This window comes from Labrys okinawensis, from assembly GCF_002982075.1.
Lineage (GTDB): Bacteria > Pseudomonadota > Alphaproteobacteria > Rhizobiales > Labraceae > Labrys > Labrys okinawensis_A.
Map to the genome: position 1 here is coordinate 14,065 of NZ_PUEJ01000005.1, position 23,614 is coordinate 37,678.

19 protein-coding genes and 1 pseudogene are annotated in these 23,614 nt (G+C 64.4%); 12 read left to right on the forward strand and 8 right to left on the reverse strand.

Annotated elements, in window-relative coordinates; genetic code table 11:
- Nucleotides 1–19 precede the first annotated feature (19 nt).
- The 3 genes from rplQ (at nt 20) to C5L14_RS13750 (ending at nt 3,363) form a co-directional block, all read left to right on the forward strand.
- Nucleotides 20–436, forward strand: coding sequence for a 50S ribosomal protein L17 (rplQ, locus tag C5L14_RS13740; protein ID WP_105862639.1), 417 nt, complete (start codon nt 20–22; stop codon nt 434–436).
- Nucleotides 437–658: 222 nt separating this feature from the next.
- On the forward strand, nt 659–2,053 hold the full coding sequence (locus C5L14_RS13745) for a Do family serine endopeptidase (protein ID WP_105862640.1): 1,395 nt from the start codon (nt 659–661) through the stop codon (nt 2,051–2,053).
- The gene (locus C5L14_RS13750) at nt 2,053–3,363 is read left to right on the forward strand and encodes a replication-associated recombination protein A (RefSeq protein WP_105863204.1); all 1,311 of its coding nucleotides are present in this window, start codon (nt 2,053–2,055) and stop codon (nt 3,361–3,363) included. The genes C5L14_RS13745 and C5L14_RS13750 overlap by 1 nt, the downstream gene beginning before the upstream one ends.
- A gap of 182 nt (nt 3,364–3,545) precedes the next feature.
- Here C5L14_RS13750 and C5L14_RS13755 read toward each other — a convergent pair whose 3' ends face one another.
- Together C5L14_RS13755 and C5L14_RS13760 are read right to left on the reverse strand one after the other, a co-directional pair.
- Complete coding sequence (locus C5L14_RS13755; RefSeq protein WP_105862641.1) at nt 3,546–4,004, reverse strand: hypothetical protein; 459 nt, start codon at nt 4,002–4,004, stop codon at nt 3,546–3,548.
- Nucleotides 4,005–4,173: 169 nt separating this feature from the next.
- Nucleotides 4,174–4,923, reverse strand: a complete 750-nt coding sequence (locus C5L14_RS13760) for a pyridoxamine 5'-phosphate oxidase family protein (RefSeq protein WP_105862642.1) — start codon at nt 4,921–4,923, stop codon at nt 4,174–4,176.
- A gap of 112 nt (nt 4,924–5,035) precedes the next feature.
- Here C5L14_RS13760 and C5L14_RS13765 point away from each other — a divergent pair, with 112 nt between their 5' ends.
- A complete protein-coding gene (locus C5L14_RS13765) occupies nt 5,036–6,436 on the forward strand; it encodes a PLP-dependent aminotransferase family protein (RefSeq protein ID WP_105862643.1) in 1,401 nt (466 codons plus the stop codon).
- Between the two features lie 11 nt (nt 6,437–6,447).
- Here the strand turns inward: C5L14_RS13765 and C5L14_RS13770 are convergent, their stop codons facing one another.
- On the reverse strand, nt 6,448–6,852 hold the full coding sequence (locus C5L14_RS13770) for a GFA family protein (protein WP_181161165.1): 405 nt from the start codon (nt 6,850–6,852) through the stop codon (nt 6,448–6,450).
- 196 nt (nt 6,853–7,048) lie between these two features.
- Here C5L14_RS13770 and C5L14_RS13775 point away from each other — a divergent pair, with 196 nt between their 5' ends.
- From C5L14_RS13775 to C5L14_RS13785, 3 genes are read left to right on the forward strand one after another with little or no spacing between them, the layout of a single operon-like run.
- Nucleotides 7,049–8,044 carry an RluA family pseudouridine synthase gene (locus tag C5L14_RS13775; RefSeq protein ID WP_105862644.1) on the forward strand — a complete coding sequence of 332 codons (996 nt, stop codon included), beginning with the start codon at nt 7,049–7,051 and terminating at the stop codon, nt 8,042–8,044.
- A 3-nt stretch (nt 8,045–8,047) separates the two neighbouring features.
- A complete protein-coding gene (locus C5L14_RS13780) occupies nt 8,048–8,725 on the forward strand; it encodes an HAD-IA family hydrolase (RefSeq protein ID WP_105862645.1) in 678 nt (225 codons plus the stop codon).
- The gene (locus tag C5L14_RS13785) at nt 8,722–9,507 is read left to right on the forward strand and encodes an ATP12 family chaperone protein (RefSeq protein WP_105862646.1); all 786 of its coding nucleotides are present in this window, start codon (nt 8,722–8,724) and stop codon (nt 9,505–9,507) included. Before C5L14_RS13780 ends, C5L14_RS13785 begins: the two co-directional genes overlap by 4 nt.
- A gap of 91 nt (nt 9,508–9,598) precedes the next feature.
- On the opposite strand, the gene C5L14_RS13790 is transcribed toward C5L14_RS13785, so the two are convergent.
- From C5L14_RS13790 to C5L14_RS13810, 5 genes and pseudogenes are all read right to left on the reverse strand, one after another.
- Nucleotides 9,599–10,876, reverse strand: a complete 1,278-nt coding sequence (locus C5L14_RS13790) for an aminotransferase (protein WP_105862647.1) — start codon at nt 10,874–10,876, stop codon at nt 9,599–9,601.
- Nucleotides 10,877–10,965: 89 nt separating this feature from the next.
- Nucleotides 10,966–12,795 (reverse strand): TRAP transporter large permease, encoded by a 1,830-nt coding sequence (locus C5L14_RS13795; protein WP_105862648.1) that lies wholly within the window; start codon nt 12,793–12,795, stop codon nt 10,966–10,968.
- Entirely contained in the window at nt 12,795–13,460 is a 666-nt protein-coding gene (locus C5L14_RS13800) for a TRAP transporter small permease subunit (protein ID WP_105862649.1), read from the reverse strand. The genes C5L14_RS13795 and C5L14_RS13800 overlap by 1 nt, the downstream gene beginning before the upstream one ends.
- A gap of 284 nt (nt 13,461–13,744) precedes the next feature.
- On the reverse strand, nt 13,745–14,890 hold the full coding sequence (locus tag C5L14_RS13805; RefSeq protein ID WP_105862650.1) for a TRAP transporter substrate-binding protein: 1,146 nt from the start codon (nt 14,888–14,890) through the stop codon (nt 13,745–13,747).
- Between the two features lie 293 nt (nt 14,891–15,183).
- Nucleotides 15,184–16,097 (reverse strand): annotated as a pseudogene (locus tag C5L14_RS13810) (LysR family transcriptional regulator).
- Between the two features lie 186 nt (nt 16,098–16,283).
- Here C5L14_RS13810 and C5L14_RS13815 point away from each other — a divergent pair.
- The 5 genes from C5L14_RS13815 to C5L14_RS13835 all read left to right on the forward strand — a co-directional run bounded on the left by C5L14_RS13815 (nt 16,284) and on the right by C5L14_RS13835 (nt 23,486).
- On the forward strand, nt 16,284–17,021 hold the full coding sequence (locus C5L14_RS13815; RefSeq protein ID WP_342588409.1) for an N-acetyltransferase family protein: 738 nt from the start codon (nt 16,284–16,286) through the stop codon (nt 17,019–17,021).
- A complete protein-coding gene (locus tag C5L14_RS13820; protein ID WP_105862651.1) occupies nt 17,018–18,238 on the forward strand; it encodes an MFS transporter in 1,221 nt (406 codons plus the stop codon). The genes C5L14_RS13815 and C5L14_RS13820 overlap by 4 nt, the downstream gene beginning before the upstream one ends.
- A 70-nt stretch (nt 18,239–18,308) precedes the next feature.
- Nucleotides 18,309–19,841, forward strand: a complete 1,533-nt coding sequence (locus tag C5L14_RS13825) for an acyl-CoA carboxylase subunit beta (RefSeq protein WP_105862652.1) — start codon at nt 18,309–18,311, stop codon at nt 19,839–19,841.
- Nucleotides 19,842–20,249: 408 nt separating this feature from the next.
- The gene (locus C5L14_RS13830; protein ID WP_146126907.1) at nt 20,250–21,086 is read left to right on the forward strand and encodes a hypothetical protein; all 837 of its coding nucleotides are present in this window, start codon (nt 20,250–20,252) and stop codon (nt 21,084–21,086) included.
- Nucleotides 21,087–21,470: 384 nt separating this feature from the next.
- Nucleotides 21,471–23,486, forward strand: a complete 2,016-nt coding sequence (locus C5L14_RS13835) for an acetyl-CoA carboxylase biotin carboxylase subunit (protein WP_105862654.1) — start codon at nt 21,471–21,473, stop codon at nt 23,484–23,486.
- Nucleotides 23,487–23,614: the final 128 nt, after the last annotated feature.

Consider the following 23,614-nt stretch of genomic DNA (forward strand, 5'->3'; position numbering starts at 1 on the left):
AACTTGAAGGAACAGGGCAATGCGTCACGGCAAGGCTCACCGCAAATTCAACCGTACCGCCGAACACCGCAAGGCGATGTTCGAGAACATGGCGGCCTCGCTCATCAAGCATGAGCAGATCGTCACCACGCTTCCCAAGGCCAAGGACCTGCGTCCGATCGTCGAGAAGCTGGTCACCCTCGGCAAGCGTGGCGACCTGCATGCCCGCCGCCAAGCCATTGCGACGCTCCAGGACGAGACCATCGTCAAGAAGCTCTTCGACGTGCTGGCGACCCGCTACAAGGACCGCCAGGGTGGCTACACCCGCGTGCTGAAGGCCGGCTTCCGCCATGGCGATTCCGCACCGATCGGCGTGATCGAGTTCGTCGATCGTGACGTCTCCGCCAAGGGCCAGGACTCCGGCCCGGTCGCCGAGGAGCAGGCCGAGGCGGCCTGATCGTCTGAAGGCGAATGAACATTCGAAAGGGCGGTGCGCAAGCGCCGCCCTTTTTGCTTGGGGCGCGGACGTCCGGTCCGCTCTGTTATGGCGGGCATCATTTCCAAGAGCGGACTGGAAGTCGGGGCTTCCAAAGACCACATTTGCACCATTGGCTTCGCGCCTGATCTGGTCCAGAAGGGTCTGCGAGGCCGACAACGCCGTTCCATTCGGAGTCCATTCATGCGTCGACTGTCCTATGCCGCCTTCGTGCTCCTTGCCGGCCTCCTGCCGGCGCAGGCCCAGGAAAGCGCCGTTCCTGAAAGCGCGGCGCAGGTGAAGCTGTCCTTCGCCCCGGTGGTCAAGAGCGTGACTGCGGCCGTGGTCAACGTCTATGCCCAGCATGTCGAGAAGGCGCAGACCAATCCGATGTTCAACGATCCCTTCTTCCGCCAGTTCTTCGGCGGCGGAGCGGCACCGCGCGAACGGGTGGAGCGTTCGCTCGGCTCGGGAGTGATCGTCGCCAAGGACGGCATGATCGTCACCAACTATCACGTCATCGCCAATGCCACGCAGGTCCGTGTCGCCCTGTCCGACAAGCGCGAATACGATGCCGACATCATCCTCAAGGACCAGCGCGCCGATCTTGCCGTACTCCGCCTCAAGGGCGTGAAGGGCGAGCTTGCCACGCTCGATTTCGCCGATTCCGACAAGGTGCAGGTGGGCGATCTCGTGCTGGCCGTCGGCGATCCCTTCGGCGTCGGGCAGACGGTGACCTCCGGCATCGTATCGGCGCTGGCGCGCAGCCAGGTCGGCCAGTCGGACTTCCAGTCCTTCATCCAGACCGACGCCGCCATCAATCCGGGCAATTCCGGCGGAGCCCTGGTCGATCTCAACGGCAAGCTGGTGGGCATCAACACGGCGATCGTGTCGCGCTCGGGCGGCAATATCGGCATCGGCTTCGCCATTCCCGCTGCCATGGTCAAGGTGGTGGTGGCATCGGCCCAGGCCGGTTCCGATCGCGTCCTGCGTCCGTGGATCGGCGCCAGCCTGCAGAGCGTTTCATCCGAGATCGCCGAGTCGCTGTCGATGGAGCGGCCGGCCGGTGCCCTGGTGACCGAGGTCGCCAAGAATGGGCCTGCGGCCGAAGGCGGCCTGCAGACGGGTGATGTCGTCCTGGCTGTCGACGGCGTCGCGGTTTCCGACCCCGACGAATTCGGCTATCGCTTCGCCACCAAGCCCCTGGGCGGTGAAGCGCAACTCGAGGTCCTGCGCAAGGGCGAGCGCGTCAAGGTTTCCGTCAAGCTTGCCCCCGCGCCCGAGAGTACGCCACGCGACGAGACTGTGCTGCAGGGACGCTCGCCGCTCAGCGGCGCCACGGTCGCCAATCTCTCCCCGGCCATGGCCGAGACTCTCGGCATGCCGCTCGACACCAATGGCGTGGTGATCACCAATGTCGAGGACGACAGCGCCGCTGCCAATTTCGGCTTTCAGAAAAAGGATGTGATCCAGGTCATCAACGGCCAGAAGGTCGACGATACCAAGGCGCTTGACGCCCTGGTGCAGGAGCCGCGCCGCCTGTGGCGCATCACCATCCTCAGGGATGGCCAGCAAATCTCGACGATCCTGGGGGGATGATGTCGGATCTGTTTTCTGCAGCGGGATTGGAGAAGGAGGCGCCACGGCCGCTCGCGGACAGGATGCGCCCCAAGCACCTCTCCGAGGTGGCCGGACAGGATCATCTCGTCGGCCCCGAAGGAGCGCTGACGCGCCTGCTCGCCTCGGGCTCGGTCGGCAGCCTGATCTTCTGGGGCCCGCCTGGCACCGGCAAGACCACGGTGGCGCGCCTGCTGGCCGGTGAGACCGATCTTGCCTTCGAGCAGATTTCCGCGATCTTCACCGGCGTCGCCGATCTGAAGAAGGTGTTCGAGGCGGCACGCGCACGGCGCATGATGGGGCGGGGCACGCTGCTTTTCGTCGACGAAATCCACCGCTTCAACCGGGCGCAGCAGGATGGCTTTCTGCCGGTGATGGAAGACGGCACCGTGACTCTGGTGGGTGCCACCACCGAAAACCCTTCCTTCGAGCTCAACGCGGCCTTGCTGTCACGCGCCCGCGTGATGGTGTTCAATGCCCTGGACGAAGCGGCGATCCTGCGTCTTCTCGCCCATGCCGAGGACGTCGAGGGCAAGAAGTTGCCTCTCGACGAGGAGGCGAGGGCGGCGCTGGTGCGCATGGCCGACGGCGACGGCCGCGCCAGCCTGACCCTGGCCGAGGAAGCCTGGCGCGCGGCCAAGCCCGGCGAGGTCTTCACGGCGGCCAAGCTGCAGCAGGTGCTGCAACGCCGGGCACCGATCTACGACAAGTCGGCGGATGGCCACTACAACCTGATCTCGGCCCTGCACAAATCGGTGCGCGGCTCCGATCCCGACGCGGCGCTCTATTATCTCGCCCGCATGTTCGATGCCGGCGAGGATCCGCTGTTCATCGCGCGTCGGGTGGTGCGCATGGCGGTGGAGGATATCGGGCTCGCCGATCCACAGGCCCTGGTCGTGGCGAATGCCGCCAAGGACGCCTATGACTTCCTCGGCAGCCCCGAGGGCGAGCTCGCCATCGCGCAGGCCGTGATCTATGTGGCGACGGCCCCGAAGTCGAACGCGGCCTATAATGCCTACAAGGCGGCGATGCGCCTTGCGAAGGAGGGGGGCTCGCTGATGCCGCCCAAGATCATCCTCAACGCGCCGACCAAGCTGATGCAGGCCGAAAGCTACGGCCAGGGCTATCGCTACGACCATGACGAGCCCGAAGCGTTCTCCGGCCAGAACTACTTTCCTGATGCCCTGGGACGCCGCCAGTTCTACACGCCGGTCGAGCGCGGCTTCGAGCGCGAGATCCGCAAGCGCCTGGAGTATTGGGACAAGATCCGGCGCGAGCGGGGCGGGGGGTAACCTCTGGGATCCCCGGCTTTTCGTCCCTGGGATCGCAGGCTCTCAGCCTGCTCTTGGATCGGTCGATTTGGGTAGCCAGCTTTCAGCTTCTACGTAGTCCTCATCGCTCGGCTGTGCGAGCGCCTTATCATGTCGATTGATAAGGGGCGAAAGACCACAGTCGTTCGCCATATTGGTAGCCGCTAATTCAAATGAGCGCGTAAAAGGGATTCAAAAATTTTGTTGCTCGGTTCGCTCTCTTCGAAATCCTCATCAAAGCACCCGCGAGCGAGCATCAAATCGAGAGCTGTCCTAGCCACCGGCGAGATGCGCTCAAGCCAGCCAGAAGCAATGACGGCGACGTCGTCATGGCTATCGTCTATATCGGCTATCGCTGCGTTGACGACTGCAAGCACTTTGCTTACGGCATCCACCTCGGCGGGCGTCATCGTATCGGGTGCTCCTTTCGGCCAAGGCCATTCGGGGCGATCGTCATCCACCCAATCAAAAAACATCTCGAAGAATTCCTGCGGGCTCATTCTTCGAACAGCCCCGGCGCCTTCCGCCAACCAGCACATCGAGTCCATGATCCTGTTTCGAACACGCTGGTCGACGAGGCGCTCAGATGGATTCTCACTCATGGCAGGTTGGTGCTCATTCATGAAATGTTCGCCTTTGGAAAATCGCCGCCGTATCCATCGTGGCTGCGACCATTGGCATCCACTACAGTTTTTCAGTCAAGGTGGGGAGTGACACACAGTTCACCGATGTGCTGAGATCGAGCATGGCGCAAGGCGAATTTCCAAGAGCCTGCGGCCTTGGCAGCGGCACTCAGCTCACAGGCTCTGCTGTCTCCGTCTCGCTTTCATAGAGCTCTTGCGCCTCCAGCAAGGCTTCATCGAGACGCCGCCCGGCGCGATAGCCCGCCAGGCCTGCCGTCTTTCCCATGCCCGGCAGCAGGCGCGGGCAGGGTTCTGCTGTGCCGATCACCGTCTGGACCGGAATGACGCCGGCCCAGACCGGGTGGCCGTAATCCTCCTCGTCGTCGCCGACGCCGGCGGCGCGCACCTTGGCCGAGGCCTCCTCGATGCGCATGCCGATCACCATGGTTGCCTTGGATTCCTGCGCATGCGTCCGGCGCAGCTCCACCGCACGGCCGGGATAGAAGCGGTCGACCACGCCGAGCAGGGCCTTCGCCTTTTCATCCGGATCGTCGATGATGCGGGCGGTGCCGAAACAGATCGCCGAGCGATAATTGGCCGAATGATTGAAGCCGCTGCGCGCCAGCACCAAACCGTCGAGATGCGAGACCGTCAGGCAGACCGGCGTGCCGCCCTTGAGGTTGCGCAGCATGCGGCTGGCCGAGGAACCGTGCCAATAGAGCCAGTCGTCCTCACGCCAATGGATCGTGGGCGTGCAATAGGGCTGGCCGTCGATGACATAGGCGACATGGCACATGAAACCGGCATCGAGCACGGCATAGACAGCCTCATGGTCATAATGGCCGCGGTCGTGCCGCCGCCTCAATCGGTTGCGGCCGGTGACGGCGAAACGCTCCGGCGTTGCTTCCTGCTCTTTCATGGTGCCTTGCTTTCAACGATGAACATGCGCAGGGTGCGTCATTACATTGGTCCGAGAAAGATCCAATTTGGCTAAAAGAATTCGAACCAATTTGCCCGACTGGTCCACCCTGATGCCCGTGTTGCCGGGCCGGGGGCCCCGCAGGCGCGAACTCTATGTCGCCATGCGTAGACTGATCGAGACAGGCCTGGCGCAACCGGGCGCCAAGCTGCCGACGACGCGCGATCTCGCCAAGCGGCTCGGCCTGTCGCGGGCCGCTGCCGTCGCCGCCTTCGAGATGCTTGTCGCCGACGGCTTCGTAGAGGCCCGCATCGGCGCGGGCACCTTCGTGGCGGCACAGGTGCCGGCAGTCTGGGAACGGCGCGCCGGCCCCTCCGGACAGAGGCCAGCTTCGCCGGCGCTGCCGTGCGAACTGGGCGTGGCCACCCTCGACGACAAGACCATGCGTGTCTTTCGCGGCTTGCTCTCGCGCAACCTCGCCCAGCCGGGGCCGGAGCATTTCCGCTATGGCGATCCGCGTGGCGGGAGCAAGTTGCGGGAGGCGATCACGGCCTATCTCCGGGCGGCCCGGGGCGTGCGTTGCGACGCCGAGCAGATCGTCGTCACCACCGGCACCATGCATGGCCTCGATCTCATCGTGCGTACCATTCTCAAGCCCGGCGATGCCGCCTGGATCGAGGATCCCTGCTATCCCCTGGCCAAGGCGGCGCTGGAGGCCGCGGGTGCCAGGCTGATCGGCGTACCCGTCGACGGGGAGGGGATCGACGCCGCCGGGGGCGAGAAGCGCGGGGCCGAGGCCCGCCTCGTCTATGTCACGCCCTCCCATCAATTTCCGCTCGGCGTCGCCATGACCATGCGTCGGCGCCTGGCTCTGATCGATTGGGCCAAGCGCAACGATGCCTGGATCGTGGAGGACGACTACGACAGCGAATTTCGCTTCTCGGGTCCGCCGCTCACGGCCCTGCAGGGCATGGACGGGGCCGACCGGGTCGCCTATCTCGGCACATTCTCCAAGGTGCTGTTTCCGGGTATCCGCATCGGCTATGCGGTGCTGCCGGAGGCCCTGCTCGACAGGGTGCTGCGCCTGAGGACCTTGTCCGACAGGCAGCCGCCCACTCTGGTACACGGCGCCGTGGCTGATTTCCTCAACGATGGCCATTTCGCGGCCCATCTGCGCCGGGCTCGCCGGCGCGTGCAGGCCGCGCGGGACGGCTTCGTCGCCGCGCTCCGCCATCATTGCGCAGGCGAGCTGGACTTTGCCGTGCCGGAGCACGGGCTCCATCTGGTAGCGAGGCTTGCGAATGCATCTGGCGATCGCGATCTGGTCCGCAGGCTGTTCGCTGAAGGCGTCGGGGCACGGGCCCTGTCGCCCATGTATCTGAGTGCGCCGGCCCGCCAGGGCCTCGTGCTTGGTTTTTCGGGATTCGGGGCGGACGCTCTGGAGAGCGCCGCCGGGCGCATCAGCGATGTCCTGCGGGACTTCCTCAAAACCAGCGCGCCGGCACGCGCGTAGCGATCGGGTTCCTACCCCTCTTGCGGCAACCCATCCGCGATCTCGTAATAGTCGCCCTTTTGATCGACGCAGATATGCTTGACCAGCCTGAGGCCGGTTGGCTCGTCGAGCGTTCCCGCCGCAATGGATATGTGACTGCTGCCCTTGCCATCCCAAAAGATCTGGGCGCCGCATTTGGAGCAGAAACCGCGGCTCGCCGTCGGCGAAGAGCGGTACCAGCGCAGCTTTTTCGTCGAGGCGATGTCGAGATCGGCTGGGGCGCAGGCCGCATAGGCGCCGAAATGGCTATGCAGCCTTCGGCACAGAGTGCAGTGACAAGCCCAGACGTCGCGCACGGCGCCGCGGATCGTATAGCGCACCGAGCCGCACAGACAGCCACCTGTGGCTCGTATCGGCCGCTCCTGGTCTGCGGACATCACCAATCTTCCTTCGCTATCGCTGCGGTTGCCTTTCCCCGAAAGGAGCCACGCCTTGCGTGAACCGCCTGGGGGCGCTGCAGGTTGGACGATCCATACCTCACCGGCAAGCAGTCGCCTTCGGCGATTTCCGGCAGACAGCGGCGCCGTGCTGCTTTATAGGGACGCAATCCCTCAATCGCGTGTCGGAACCTTGATGTCCTTTCTGGTCGAAACCCGTATCGTCACCGCCGATGAGGACGGCATGCGTCTCGACCGTTGGTTCAAGACGCATTTTCCGGACCTCGCTTTCGGCCATTTGCAGAAATTGCTGCGCTCCGGCCAGATTCGCGTCGACGGCGCGCGCGCCAAGACCAATGATCGCCTCAGCAAGGATCAGAATGTCAGGGTGCCGCCGCTGCCGCGTTCCGATCCGGCGATCACCAGCGTCAAGCGCTCGGCGCAGAGCCAGAAGGACGCCGATTTCATCCGTTCCCTGATCCTGCATGAGGACAGGGACGTGCTGGTAATCAACAAGCCGCACGGCCTGTCGGTCCAGGGCGGCTCCGGCACGGAGCGCCATGTCGACGGCATGCTCGCGGCCCTGGCCGGGCCGGATGGCGAGAAGCCCCGCCTGGTCCACCGCCTCGATCGCGACACGTCCGGCGTGCTGGTGCTGGCCAAGACCCGAAAGGCGGCCTCCGATCTCGGCGCCATCTTCCGCACCCGCTCGGCCCGCAAGATCTACTGGGCCCTGGTCAAGGGCGTGCCCGCTCCCAAGCAGGGCCGCATCTCGCTGTTCCTCTCCAAGCAACTTGGCATGGATGGCGAGAAGGTGCGGGTGATGAAGCATGGCGACGAGGAGGCCGTGCATTCCATCACCTATTATTCGCTGGTCGATCGCGCCGCCAATTCGGTGTCCTGGCTGTCGCTGAAACCGGTGACCGGCCGCACCCATCAGCTGCGCGCCCACACCGCCCATATCGGCCATCCCATCATCGGCGATCCGAAATATGGGGAAGCCATGGAGAACATTCCCGAGGAACTGCCCAAGAAGCTGCATCTCCATGCGCGCCGGATCACCCTGCCGCATCCGCGCGGCGGCACGCTCGACGTCACCGCGCCCTTGCCGCCGCATATGAAGCAGAGCTTCGAGATACTGGGCTTCGATGCCTCGGCCTATGATCCCATCGTCGACGCTCCGGAGGATTGAGGCGTGAAACTTGTCCTGTTCGACGTCGATGGCACGCTGCTCGACAGCCAGCATCTGATCCATGCCTGCCTGGTCGAGACCTTTAGAGGCATGGGACGCCCGCCGCTGCCGCGTGCGGAGATGCTGAGCATTGTCGGGCTCTCGCTGGTGCCGGCGATCCAGCGCCTGTTCGGCGACGATACCAGCGCCGACGACATCGACAAGGCTGCCGCCTTCTATCGCGACGCCTTCCTGGCCCGCGTCAACGATCCCGCCTTCGCGCCGCCACTGTTCCCGGGTGCGGCGGAAGCGGTGGCCGAATTGCGCCGGCGTGACGACGTGATCCTGGGCCTGGCGACGGGTAAATCGCGGCGCGGCGTAGACCGCATCCTCGAAAGCTTCGGCTGGGAAGGGCTGTTCGCCACCATCCAGACCGCAGATACCGCTCCCTCCAAGCCCGATCCTGGCATGATCGTGCAGGGTGCCGGCGAGGTAGGCCTGCGTCCCGAGGATGCCATCATGATTGGCGATACCAGCTTCGACATCCTGATGGGGCGCCGTGCCGGCGCACGCACCATCGGCGTTTCCTGGGGCAACCATCCGGTTTCCGAACTCACCGAGGCGGGAGCCGACCATATCATCGACGACTTCGCGCAGTTGCTGCCGCTGGTCGAAGCTTTCAAGGTGACCGAGCCGCAATGAGCGATCGTGATTTCTATGGCGACTGGTTCCGCGATGGCGCCACGCCCGATCCCATGCATGCCGCCCAGAAGGGCATGAAGCCCGAACTGCCCAAGCGCTTCTACAGTCAAGCGAGCGTGGTCGAGCAGGACGGGCAGCATGCCGTGGCGCTCGACGGCCGCGTGGCCCGTACGCCCGCCAAGGGTCTGCTGGCTTTCGCCAAGCCCGAAATGGCCGCGGCGGCCGCGGCGGAGTGGAACGGGCAAGGCAGCCATATCGATCCCTTCTCCATGCCGATCACCCGCATCGCCAACTCCGCCATCGACGGCGTGCGCACCTCACGGCAGGCCGTGATCGACGAAATCGCCAAATATGGCGGTTCGGATTTCCTCTGCTACCGGGCCGACCAGCCCGAGGAACTGGTTCGCCGCCAGGCCGAGGCCTGGGATCCGGTGCTGGCCTGGGCGGCCGAGCATCTGGGCGCCAGGCTCGCCGTGGTCAACGGCATCCAGTACAAGCAGCAATCCCCGCAAGCCCTGGCCGCCATCGCCGAGGCCGTAGCCCGGCATGATGAGTTCGGGTTGGCCAGCCTTCATGCCGTCACAACGCTGACCGGTTCGGTCATCCTGGCGCTGGCGGTGGCGCAAGGCCATCTGGAGCCCGAAGCGGCCTGGGCCGCGGCTCATGTCGATGAAGACTATCAGGCCGAACTCTGGGGCCAGGACGAGGAGGCCCAGCAGCGCCGCGCCTGGCGCTGGCGCGAGATGGAAGCGGCCTCGCGCCTGCTGGCGTTGGGACGGTAAGCCTGGGACCGCCGGCATCCTGCCGGCCTCTTGGAACCGTCGCATTTTGGAGGAAAGACAGCCGGCAAGATGCCGGCGGTCCCAGGAAACCTCATCCCGCCATGCGCTTTTCGCACGCCGCCAGCAGGGTGCAGAGAGCCACGGCATCGGCGGCCAGCTTCACCTCGGCGAGGCTCGGATAGGTCGGCGCGATGCGCAGGGTCCGGTCCTCGGGGTCCTTGCCATAGGGATGGGTGGAGCCGGCCGGGGTGAGGGCCAGGCCCGCTGCCTTGGCGAGGGCCACCACACGCGAGCCCGTGCCTGCCATCACGTCCAGGATGATGAAATAGCCGCCGGCCGGCTTGGTCCAGCGCGCGAAGCTATGGCTGGCAAGGCGGCGTTCGAAGGCTTCCTCCACCGCCGCGAATTTCGGGGCGATCAGGGCGCGGTGCTTTTCCATATGGGCGTGGATGCCGTCGAGATCGCGCAGGAAGCGGACATGGCGCAATTGGTTGAGCTTGTCGGGACCGATGGTGCGCTTGCTCGCATTGTCGAGATACCAGCGCACATTCGCGGGCGAGGCGGCGATGAAAGCCAGGCCGGCACCGGCGATGGTGACCTTCGAGGTCGAGGCGAAGACAACAGGCCTGTCGGGATTGCCTGCCGCCGCGCAGGCCTCCAGGATATTGGCGAGATGCGGCCTGGTCTCGCCGAGATGGTGCAGCGCATAGGCGTTGTCCCACAGGATGCGGAAATCGGGCGCGCCCGTCTTCATGCGTGCGAGGCGTTCGACCACGGCATCCGAATAGGTCTCGCCGCTCGGATTGGAATATTGCGGCACGCACCAGATCGCCTTGACCTTCGGGTCGGCAGCCAGGCGCTCGACCTCGTCCATGTCGGGGCCTTCGCCGGTGAGCGGCACCGGGATGAGCTTGATGCCGAAGGACTCGCTCAGGGCGAAATGCCGGTCATAGCCCGGCACCGGGCAGAGGATGGCGATCTCCTCTTCCTTGCTCCAGGGCTTCGTCCCGCCAGGCACGCCGCGCAGCAGCGCATAGACATGGACGTCATGCATCAGCGCCAGGCTGGAATTGTTGCCGACGATGACCTGGGCAGCAGGGGCGCCGAGCACCGGGGCAAACAGGTTGCGTACCTCGGCCAGGCCCTGCAGCCCGCCATAGTTGCGGGTATCCTCGCCGGCTTCGCTGAGATGGTCGCGGTTGCCGGGCAGAGCGAGCATGCCTTCAGCGAGGTCGAGCTGCTCGGGCGCCGGTTTGCCGCGGGTCATGTCGAGTGAGAGCTTGCGGTCTTTCAAGGCCTCGTATTCGCGCGTCAGTTCGCCGTGGAGGGCGGCGAGGGCATCGGGGCGCAGTTCGGCCAGGCTCGACATGGCAATTTCCTGTTGGGGACGACGATGTACGTCGCACTACAGCGCAATGGCACCCGAGTCGAGCCTTTGCAGAGCGGGCCGGTGGCAAATCACCGGCCGTAAAGATATTGCGGCAGCCAAAGGGTGAGCCCGGGCCACAGATACATCAGCACCATGCACAGCACGACGATGGCCATGTAGGGCATCATGCCGGCGAAGATCTGGTTGATCGTCACATGCGGCGGCGCCACGCCCTTGAGATAGAAGGCCGACATCGCGACCGGCGGCGACAGGAAGGCCGCCTGCAGATTCACAAAGACGATGACGCCCCAGAGGATGGGATCGATCTCGAAATGCTTCAGCAGCGGCAGGAAGATCGGTACGAAGATGATGATGATCTCGGTCCATTCCAGCGGCCAGCCGAGCAGGAAGATGATCGCCTGCGACAGGATCATGAATTGCAGGGGTGTCAGGTCGAGCGACAGCACCCATTGCTCGATCAGCGCCTGCCCGCCGAGAATGGCGAAGACCGCCGAGAACACCGCCGAGCCGATGAAGAGCCAGCACACCATCGCCGTGGTCTTGGCAGTGAGAAAGACGGCTTCCTTCGTGCGCTTCCAGTCGAGCGTGCGGGCAGCCAGGGCCAGGGCGAAGGCTCCCGCCGCCCCCACGGCGGCCGATTCCGTGGCGGAGGTGATGCCGAACAGGATGACTGCCAGCACCAGGACGGTGAGGATGGCGAGCGGCAGGACCGAAGAGCTCAGGAGCTTGATGACTTCGAGCCGCTCCGGTCCCATGGCGCGATAATAGCGGGCCAGGATCACGGCGGCCACGGCGGCGATGATACCGAAGGTCACGAAGAAGGCCGTGGCTGGACCGGTCGGGCCTGCCACCGGCGCACCTCCCGCGTCCGGGCTTCCCAGTTGCTCGGGAGCGCCGAGCTGTTCGGGTGTCGAGCCAAGCTGTTCCGGAGCCGAGCCGAGCTGTTCCGGGCTTGAGCCGAGTTGCTCCAGGCCGGCGGCGGCATCCGGCTCGACGCCTGCCTGGCCGTGTATGATGACATACCACCACAACAGACCGAGGGTGCCGGCGACCAGGAGGAGAGGCACCAGCGTCGCGGCGAAGTTCCCGGCGATCTGCCGGTAGGTCAGGCGGCCGTTTGCGGTCTCCAGTTCGAGCGCGCGGCGGGGCGAGAACAGGGCCCGCAACAGCCCCGCCGGCATGTTCGGCGAATAGAGCGCCTGGAAACGCGGCATCCAGGCCGGGACCGGCACCCTGGTCTGTTCCGGCGGCAAGGCGGGGGCGATGCGCGGATTGAGCATGGCCCAGCCGATGATGTAGACGAGGTAGAGGAAGGCCAGGAAGAAGCCGGGAAACATCGCCGCGGCATAGAGCTTGACCACCGACTGGCCCGCGACGGCGGCATAGACGATGATCATCACCGAGGGCGGGATGAGGATGCCGAGCGTGCCCCCGGCGGTGATCACGCCGGAGGCAAGCTTCACGTCATAGCCGGCCCGCAGCATCGGATTGAGGGCGATCACCCCCATCAGCACCACGACGGCGCCGACCAGGCCGCTGGCGATGCCCCAGAAGGTGCAGACGATCAGCGTCGTCACCGCCAGCGCTGCCGGCAGCCGTCGGAACGAGAGCTGGATGGAGTAGAACATCTTGTCGACCAGCGCGCCGCGTTCCATCACATAGCCCATCAGCACGAAGAGCGGGATGGAGATCAGGACATCGTTGGTCATGGCGCCGTAGCTGCGCTGGACCATCAGGTCGAAGATGCGGTTGTCCATCCAGTGCTGCGCCGGATCATAATAGGCATAGAAGCCGAAGAAGATGCCGAGGCCCATCAGGGTGAAGGCCGTCGGAAAGCCCATCATGATCACCACCACGATGAGCCCGAGCATGAGAAGGCCGAGTGCAGGATCGCTCATCAGGACTGGTCTCCGCCCATGCCGCGCTGGCGGGCCGCTTCATCGATGCGCTGCACGCCGGCGATTGCCGCTTCGCGCACGCTGGCATCGACATATTGGCTGTGCTCGAGCTGCTCGCCCACCACATCGATTTCATTGACGTCCTTGAGCCTTTCGGGCCAGCGCCCGGTCTTGAGGCAGAGGAGGCAGCGCGTGATCTCCGCCAGGCCCTGCAGCATGACCAGGGCGCCGGCGACCGGGATCACCGTCTTGAAATGATAGAGGGGCGGCCCGTCGGCCGTGATGCTGGAATGCTCGTTGATGCGCCAGGACGAGGCGGCGTAGTCGGTCCCCGCATAGACCAGGGCGGCGATACCGGGCAGGAAGAAGACGATGTAAAGCACGAGGTCGAAGCTGGCCTGGGTGCGCGGGCGCATCGAAGAATAGAGGAAATCGCCGCGGACATGCGCATTCTGGGCGAGCGCGTAGGCGCCGGCCAGCATGAACAGCGAGCCGTAGAGCATGTTGCTGGCATCGAAGATCCAGGCTGTCGGCTGGTTCAGGATGTAGCGCTTGAAGACTTCGGCGCACACCAGCAGCATGAGGGCGATGACCAGCCAGGCCGCTGCCTTGCCGACCCAGGTACTGATGGCGTCGATCCCGTAAAGTAAACGCTGAATGGTCATGCGGCTGCCCGGCGGGAAGAGGAAACGGAGTAGGAAGACCAGGGAGGCAGGGCGGCTCCTTCGGCGAAGAAGGGCCGCGCCAATATCTGCCGTCCCGCGGGGGCGGCTCGGCGTCAGCGGAACAAGAATGGCCCGAGCTTTGCCATTGCCGGGCTCAACCCGGCAATCCAGCCCATATCGCCCGCTTGAAAGCAGGTGGGCCCTGGATGCCCGGATCAGGTCCGGGCATGACAAAATCGGCGCTTCAAATTCCGGAGCGTAACGCCAGCCGACCCGTCAAAGCCTCAGATCTTCTTGGCCGCGCCATTGGCGCCGAAGTAATGATCGAAGGCCATGCGCCTGTTAACCACCGTATCCTGTTCCCAGCGCGCGGCGCGTTTGGCGAAGGCTATCTGCGAGTCCAGGATCTCCTTGAACAGGGGATTGTCCGCTGCCTTCTTCTTCACCACCTCGTCATAGACTTCGAGCTGCTTCTTCAGGAGAGCCTCGGGAGTCTTGTAGAACTTGACGCCATTCTTCGACTGCAACTCGGCATAGTCCTGGGAATAGCGGTCGATGGCTTTCCACTGCATGTCCTGGGAGGCTGCCTCGGTGGCATTGGCGATGATGGCCTTCAGCTTGTCGGGCAGGGCGTCATATTTGGTCTTGTTGAACAGGATTTCGAACTGCTCGGCATTCTGATGGTAACTCTGCAGCATGCACACCTTCGATACGTCGGCGAAGCCGAGTGCACGATCGGAGGAGGCATTGTTGAATTCGGCGGCGTCGAGCAGGCCGCGGTCCATCGCCGAGACGATCTCGCCGCCGGGCAGGGCGTTCACGGCCGCCCCCATGCCGGAGAACACGTCGATCGAGATGCCGACGGTGCGGAATTTCAAGCCGCTGAGATCCTCTGGCTTGCCGATGGGCTTCTTGAACCAGCCGAGCGGCTGGGTCGGCATGGCGCCATAGGGCAGGGAGATGACATTGGCGCCGATCGAGGCATAGAGCTTCTCGAGCAGCTCCTTGCCGCCACCATATTTATGCCATGCCATCAGCATGTTGGCGTCCATGCCGAAAGCGGGACCTGAACCCCATAGAGCCAGGGCGGTCTGCTTGCCGTAGTGATAGACCATCACGCCATGCCCGCCGTCGAGCGTTCCCTTCGACACGGCGTCAAGCAGGCCGAAGGCCGGAACCACGGCGCCGGCCGGCAACACCTCGATCTTGAGCTCGCCGCCGGTCATGTCATTGACCTTCTTGGCGTAGTCCTGGGCGAATTCGTGAAAGATGTCTTTGGCCGGCCAGGTGCTCTGCCAGCGCATGCTGGTGGGAGTCTGGGCCCGCGCGATCGACGGGGCCGCAATGGCGACGGCAGCGACGGCGGCGGCCTCGCCGAGGAATTTGCGGCGGGACGCTTGTCCTTCGCCGGTCGTCCGAATCTTGGTCATACAATCCTCCCTGGATGCAGGCCCTCGAAAGATCCGGCTAGTCGGATGCGTTCATTGTTTTCGTTTTGAACGGCTCTCCATTCCGGATACACGCCGACGGATGGGCAGTCGGTGCCAAAGGCTTGATCAGACTATTGCACGTCGATTTGCCGTCGCCAACTGGAGCGCACGCCTCGATGGGAGGATGATGTCATGTCGAAGAACGCAATCTTGCTCCCGCGAAGCGCCAATTCCGGGAGGCTGGACATCGCCGCTACCTGGAAAGACGCTTTGGCGTATCTGATTACAAATTGTTAATCTTCGCATAGGGTCCCGGACACTGCGGAAGCAGGCGGTGGGGCGGGCAGTTGGCGCAGGGCTTGCAGGATTTCCTTGAGCCCGCGATGCAGGGGCTTGTCGCGCCGGACGATGATGGCGAGCTTGCGCGACAGGGGCGGCGAGAGCGGCTGTACGGCGAGGGCTCCGGAAGCGGCGTCGCCGCGAACGGCGATGCCGGGCAGGATCGAACAGCCGAGCCCCGCCCTTACCAGTTCCTTGATCGCCTCCACGCTGCCGAGCGACATTACCGGACGCGGCGACAGGCCTGCTTGCGCAAACCAGTCGTCGGTGAGCCGCCGGGTTCGAACAGCAGCAGCGGCAAGTCGGCGAGAGCGGCGGGAGAAGCAGGGGCCGGCAGTCGGGTGTGCGGCGGCGCGATGACCATGAAGGGGTCCTCGAAGACCGGCTCGATCTCGAGCGAGCGGCTCGAAACAGGCATGGTGACCAAGGCGAGGTCGAGCCGGTTGTCCTCGACCGCGCGAGCGATCTCGCCGGTATTGCCGGTGGTTATGACGATCTCGAGCCGGGGATGGCGTTGCCGCAAGCTCTGGAGCAGGGCTGGCAGCAGGAAAATGCAGGCCGTCGCGCCGGTACCGATGCGCACCGTGCCCATCACACCTTCGCTCTGGCGGGCGACTGCTTCGAGTGCCTCCTGGACGGCCGCGTCGATGCGGGCGGCGTGACGCAGCAATTCCATTCCGGCTGCCGTCGGCCTTGCCTTGCGGCCGACGCGTTCGACCAGGGCCGTGCCGAGGCGCCTCTCCAGTTGGCGGACCTGCAGGCTGACCGCTGGTTGCGTCAGGTTCAGTCGATCGGCTGCCGCCGAGAAGCTGCCGAGTTCGACGACATCAGCGAATGCCTTGAGATGATCGAGGTTGAGGCGGTTCATATCGCGGTCGTTCTCATGCCAAAGATTTCCTTATGCTTAGCATGATTTTCCAAAGCTTCCTTTATTCAAGGGAAGGGCGATAATCCGGCTGGTTTTTACAAGGCGGAGAGAATGCGGGATGACAAGCCGCCTGCCGCTTCTGGCAGCATTCATGGCAACCGGCAGGGAAACCGGGCGCTACCTTGCTTGTCTCCCCGGTCGCGCCTTCACCAGTGGGCCGCCTGGCGCGAACTCGACGACAGGTTGCTGGCGGATGTCGGCCTCACCAAACTGGAAGCGCTGGCCGAACGGCCGATGGCGGGGAGAGGCGATCCTGTTATGAAGGACGGCAAGCAGGCGACGGCAATGACAGCGAATCGAATGGATCCAGCCGCCAATGCGGCAGCCATACGCGTGCGGGACGCCCGCGAGAAGGACATCGCGGCGGTGCAGCCTATCTACGCCCACCACGTGCTCGAAGGCCTGGCGAGCTTCGAGGAGGTGCCGCCGAGCCTGGAAGAGCTGGTTTCGCGCCGCCTCGGCGTCCTGGCCCAAGGGCTGCCTTATCTCGTGGCCGAGACGGAGGGGCGCGTGGTGGGCTATAGCTACGCCACGGCCTACCGGCCGCGCCCCGCCTATCGCTATACCGTCGAAGATTCCGTCTATGTCGCGCCGGATATGAGCGGGCGAGGCATTGGTCGCCTCCTGCTGGAGGAATTGATCGCCCGCTGCGAGGCCGGCCCCTGGCGCCAGATGCTGGCGGTGATCGGCAATAGTGGCAATGCCGGCTCGATCGCCTTGCATCGGCGGTTGGGCTTTTCCGAAGTGGGCGTGCTGACATCAGTCGGCTTCAAGCTCGGGCGCTGGGTCGATACCGTGCTGATGCAGCGTCCTCTCGGGATCGGGAACGACGGGCCGCCTCTCGATAGCGAGGCCGGGCGGTGATCGAGCGGCGTACCGTCCTTTGCCTCGGCCTTTTCCAGTTCGTGGCCTGGGGAGCGACCTATTACTTGGTCGGCGGCTTCGGCGAGAGGATGGCAGTCGAGCTCGGCTGGTCGCGCGACATCGTCTATGGTGGCTTTGCCGTGGCTATGCTGGTGATGGGCCTGGTCTCGCCGCTGTGCGGGCGGCTGATCGATCGCCATGGCGGTCGCGGCATGATGGCGTCCGGATCGGTGCTCGCCGCCTCGGGATGTGTGGGGCTGGCCGTCAGCCATTCCCTGCCTGTCTATTTCGCCGCCTGGCTGGTCCTGGGCGTCGCCATGCGGCTGACGCTCTATGACGCCGCTTTCGCCGCATTGGCCCGGGCAGGCGGGGCCGAGGCGCGGCGCGCGATGGCTCAGATCACATTGCCGGGCGGTCTTTCCTCCACGGCGTTCTGGCCGCTGGGAACGACGCTGGCCGACAGCCTCGGCTGGCGGGGGGCCGTGCTGGTCTATGCTGGCCTGTTGCTGGCAACGGTACCGCTCGCTTTGGCATTGCCGGCCGTTCGGCGCCGTGAGGAACCGGCGCCCGGTGCCGAGAGATCCGGGCCGAGGCCGGGCAGCACCGGTTCCGGCCTCCTTCTTGCCGGCGTGCTCTACGCCCTGATCACCACGATCCTGAATTTCCTGAACGCCGGCATGTCTTCCCACATGATTGCCATCCTGGCCGGGCTCGGCCTTGCCCAGGCTACGGCAGTCTGGGTCGCCACGCTGCGGGGCATCGGCCAGTCGGGCGCGCGACTCGCCGAGATCCTGTTCGGCACCCGCCTGCATCCGCTCGCGCTCAATCTGCTGGCCTGCTCCCTGCTGCCGCTTTCCTTTGCCGCAGGATTTGCCGGTGGCTACTCGCTCACGGCGGCCATGCTGTTCGCCCTCGGCTATGGTGCCGGCAACGGCCTGGCGACGATCACGCGCGGCACGGTTCCGCTCGTCCTGTTCGACCATCGCGCCTATGGTGCCATCACTGGCCGCCTTCTCGCCCCGAGCTTCATGGTTTCGGCCGGGGCGCCTGTCATCTATGCACGCGTGATCGGCTGGTGGGGTCAGGAGGGGGCGCTTGCCCTCTCGCTGGCGCTGGCCGGCGTCACTCTGGCCGCCGCCCTCCTGCTCAAGCTGCGTTTTGCGCCGGCGAGCGCCGGTTCCTGTGGAATTTCCCAGGGGAAAGGCCGAGCACGGTGAAATCCGGGCGATATCGCTGTATGGAACAAGGCGCGGCAGGTTCCAACAAGAGCCGCGGGAAGCGCCCTTCATGAAGCATATCCTGGCCGAACTCGATACACGCCGCACCCAGGCCCTGCTGGGCGGTGGCGAAAAGCGCATTGCAGCACAGCATGCCAAGGGCAAACTCACCGCACGCGAGCGCCTGGAATTGCTGCTCGATGCCGGCTCCTTCGAGGAATTCGATGCCTTCGTCGAGCATCGTGCCGTCGATTTCGGCATGGATCGCACCCATATCGCCGGTGACGGCGTCGTCACCGGCTGGGGCACGGTGAATGGCCGCAAGGTCTTCGTCTTCGCCAAGGACTTCACGGTGTTCGGCGGCTCGCTGTCGGAGACCCATGCCACCAAGATCAACAAGATCCAGGACATGGCGCTAAAGAACCGGGCGCCGATCATCGGCCTGTTCGATGCCGGCGGCGCCCGCATCCAGGAAGGCGTGGCGGCGCTCGGCGGCTATGGCGAGGTTTTCAGGCGCAACGTGCTGGCGTCTGGGGTGATCCCGCAGATATCGCTGATCATGGGACCCTGCGCCGGCGGCGATGTCTACTCGCCGGCCATGACCGACTTCATCTTCATGGTGAAGGACACCAGCTACATGTTCGTCACAGGCCCCGATGTCACCAAGACGGTCACCAACGAGACGGTGACGGCCGAGGAACTGGGTGGAGCCTCCGTCCACGCCGTGCGCTCCTCCGTGGCCGACGGCGCCTATGAGAACGATGTAGAAGCCCTGCTGCAGATGCGTCGGCTGATCGATTTCCTGCCGGCCAACAATTGCGAGGGGCCGCCGGAGATTCCGTCTTTCGACGATATCGAGCGGCTGGAGCCCTCACTCGATACGCTGGTGCCGGACAACCCCAACAAGCCCTACGATATGAAGGAACTCGTCACCAAGCTGGCGGACGAGGGAGACTTCTTCGAGATCCAGGCGACGTTCGCACGCAACATCATCACGGGCTTCGCGCGTCTTGCAGGACGGACCGTCGGCATCGTCGCCAACCAGCCGATGGTGCTGGCCGGCGTGCTCGATTCCGATGCCAGCCGCAAGGGCGCGCGCTTCGTGCGCTTCTGTAATGCCTTCGAGATCCCGATCGTCACCCTGGTCGACGTTCCCGGCTTCCTGCCCGGCACGGCGCAGGAATATGGCGGGCTGATCAAGCACGGTGCCAAGCTGCTGTTCGCCTATTCGCAGGCTACCGTGCCGCTGGTGACCGTGATCACCCGCAAGGCCTATGGCGGCGCCTATGACGTGATGGCCTCCAAGCATGTCGGGGCAGATGTCAATTATGCCTGGCCGACGGCACAGATCGCGGTGATGGGGGCCAAGGGCGCCGTCGAGATCATCTTCCGCCAGGACATGGATGACCCGGAGAAGATCGCCAAGCACGTCAAGGGCTATGAGGACCGCTTCCTCTCGCCCTTCGTCGCCGCCGAGCGCGGCTATATCGACGAAGTCATCCAGCCTTCGCAGACGCGCAAGCGGGTGGCACGGGCCCTGGCCATGCTGCGCAACAAGCATGTCGAGGCTCCGCGCAAGAAGCATGACAACATCCCGCTATAGTGAGATGGCCAGGCCGGTTATTTTGCCTGCCGTAGGGGAAAATAACAAAACATGGTGAATCCCGTCGATAGCGCTTCCTGCCGGCCAGCCGCACCTCGCAGGGCAGGCTTGCGGCAGCGGCATGGCTGAACCCTGAAAAGGGTTTGATATCAGAGAGATATCGGGTGTAACGGATCGTCCTCTTGATATTCGGCTCTTTCGTCGAGCCCGTGACGGCCGCCAAGCCCAACGTTGCGAATGATCGGATTTCGGCCCGACATTGCCACAGGATTGTGGCGAAGCGCACATTCTTTGGCCATGTGCGGCCCTTAGGGTGAGACTCATTAACGCCACTTTGAGTGGTCCAGGCTCAAATTGGCATCATGAGGCGCCGCGAGTTTGGCGCAAACCAAGGCAAGGCACGACACTATGGTGACGTCACCTATCGCAACTCTGATTCAACCCGCCCTGGAGCGCGGTTCGATCGAGGATTCCGAAGTCCAGCAAATGCGCCAGCGTTGGCAGGACGGCGTGCAGCTCCAGGCCGCCGATGCCGACGCACTCTTTGCGCTTCAGGGCGTACTGGCTGGGCGCAACAAGGGTTTCAATGCCCTGTTCGAGGAAATGCTGACGGCTTTCGTCCTGGATCGTAACGAGCCCAAGGGCAGCATCTCCAAGGAGCAGGGAGCCTGGGTGCTTTCGATGCTCGATGGCGGCGAGGGACTGGTGGCCAATGCCGCCGAACTCGGCCTGCTGATCCGCCTGGTCGAACAGGCCGACAGCGTGCCGGACGAGCTCGCCAGCTTCGCATTGCACCAGATCCAGCATGCCGCGATGACGGGCGAGGGACCGGCCGCAAAGGGCCGCATTCATTTCTCCCGCGTGATCGATACGCAGGATATCGTCAACATGGCCCGCCTCTTCCAGGTCGAGAAGGGAGCCAGGCGCCGCATCATCTCGCGCCAGGAAGCCGAGATGCTGTTCGACATGGCCGAAGGCTGCAACAGCGAGGACCCGGCCTGGGACGGGCTGTTCGCCGAAACCATCCAGGCTCATCTGCTGGCGACCAACCAGCCGAGCAATACGGGTGGCCGCTCCCTCACCACGCCCGTGGTCCTGGCCGATCGCGACAGCGCCTGGCTGAACCGGCGCATCCAGCATGATGGCAGGGTGAGCCGCGCCGAGCGGGCCTTGCTGGCTCTGGTCGATCCCCGCCAGATGGCGGCGACCAACAACTGGGATCAGTCGATCAGCCAGATGATCTAATCCATTCGAGCCTATTGAAGCGATACCATCGAATGCCGGCCCTCGGGCCGGCATTTTGCTTTTTGGGCAGGGTGTTGGCCGCCGAAGATGAATCTCGATATCAGCCTGTTCGTCTCAAATCCTGTCGCCTGCGGGTGGGCATTCTCTGCCCATGTCGCCGCCGTCGGATCCGAAGCCATGCTGAAGCCCTGGCGGCGATCCGCGTTCCCTGGCAAAGGCGCATGCGAGAGCTTGGGCGGAACAGGCCGGAACCACTCCTCCGTAGCGATCAGCGGTGCACGCCGCCTGAATCTCCCGGCCGGCTTATTGCGTGCGGCCGGAATCTATGAGACGCCCTAATCGAGGGCAGCGCGCCCATTCGAGCCATCCTGGGTGATTGCAGGCATGTTTTCCAAAGTTCTGATCGCCAATCGCGGAGAAATCGCCTGCCGCATCATCAAGACGGCGCGCAGGATGGGGATTGCCACAGTCGCCGTCTATTCCGACGCCGATCGCGACGCTCTGCATGTCGAGATGGCGGACGAGGCCGTTCATATCGGCCCGCCGCCCGCGGCCCAATCCTATCTCCAGATCGAGAAGATCATCGAGGCTTGCCGCAAGACCGGCGCCGACGCGGTGCATCCGGGCTATGGTTTCCTGTCGGAGCGCGAGGCCTTCGCGAGGGCGCTCGAGGAGGCCGGCATCATCTTTGTTGGGCCCAATCCGCGCGCCATCGCCGCGATGGGCGACAAGATCGAATCCAAGAAGGCGGCCGCCGCAGCGGGTGTTTCCACCGTGCCGGGCCATCTCGGCATCATCGAGGACAGCGCGGCCGCTATACGTATCGCCGAGGAGATCGGCTATCCGGTGATGATCAAGGCCTCCGCCGGCGGCGGCGGCAAGGGCATGCGCATTGCCTATTCTTCGGCCGAGGTCGAGGAAGGCTTCCGCCTGGCGCGTTCGGAGGCGAAGGCGAGCTTCGGCGACGATCGTGTCTTCATCGAGAAGTTCATCGTCGAGCCGCGCCATATCGAGATCCAGGTGCTCGGCGACAAGCATGGCAACGTCATTCATCTGGGCGAGCGCGAATGCTCGATCCAGCGCCGCAACCAGAAGGTGATCGAGGAAGCGCCATCGCCTCTACTGGACGCGGAGACGCGGGCCCTGATGGGCGCGCAAGCCGTCGCTCTCGCCAAGGCGGTCAATTATGATTCTGCCGGAACGGTGGAATTCGTCGCCGGGCAGGACAAGAGCTTCTACTTCCTGGAGATGAACACGCGCCTGCAGGTCGAGCATCCCGTGACCGAACTGGTGACGGGCATCGATCTCGTCGAACAGATGTTCCGCGTCGCCGCCGGCGAGAAGCTGGCGCTGAAGCAGTCCGACATCAGGCTTTCGGGCTGGGCGGTGGAATCGCGCGTCTATGCAGAGGACCCCTTACGCAATTTCCTGCCCTCGATCGGCCGCTTGACCCAGTATCGTCCACCGGCCGAGCGGCGCGAGAAGGGGATCACGGTCCGCAACGACACAGGCGTGTTCGAGGGGGGCGAGATCTCGCTTCACTACGACCCGATGATTGCCAAGCTTTGCACCCATGCCCCGACACGGGCCGGCGCGATCGCCGCCATGTCGGATGCGCTCGACGGCTTTGCCATCGAAGGCATTCGCCATAATATTCCGTTCCTCTCAGCCCTCATGCAGCATGAGCGCTGGAAGGAGGGCCGGCTGTCGACCGCCTTCATCGCCGAGGAATTCCCCGGCGGTTTTTCAATCAGCCCGCCCCAGGGGGTGGTTGCGGACCGGCTCGCGGCGGTCGCGACGGCGATCGACCATATCCAGAACCAGCGCAAGCGCGGCATCAGCGGCCAGATGGTCGGCAGACCCGTGGAGTTCGAGCGTCGCCGCGTCGCAATGCTGGGCGACACGTCCTTCACCGTTGAAGTGGACGAGGCGCGTGGGGAGATGCAGGTGACCTTCCTTACGCCGGAAGGCGCGCCGGAGCGCCTGGTGACGCTGACCTCCGATTGGAAGCCCGGCCAGCCGGTGTGGTCGGGCCGCATCCATGGCGAGCCGGTGTCCATGCTGGTCCGCGCCATACCCAATGGTGTCGTGCTCGCCCATCGCGGCACTGCCGCCGACATCCGCATCTACACTCAGCGCGAAGCCGAGCTTGCCCGCCTGATGCCGGTCAAGAGCAGCTCGGCGCTCACCACCGCCCTGCTGTGTCCGATGCCTGGACTGGTCCGGGCCATCGAGGTCGCCGAGGGCCAGGAGGTCAAGGCCGGGGAGGCGCTTTGCGTGGTGGAGGCGATGAAGATGGAGAACGTCCTGCGCGCCGAGCGCGACGCCACCGTCAAGAAGATCCGCGTCAAGCCGGGCGACACCCTGGCGGTTGATGCGGTGATCATGGATTTTGCCTAGAATTTTCAAGAACAGGTGACGGATTTTTCGACTGGGAAAATGCGTCAGAGCAAGAGTTGAAAAGAAAGCTCGTTTCGAAGAAATCGTGCTTTTCTGACATTCCGGCATTCGCGGTCGAGGGGGAGTGG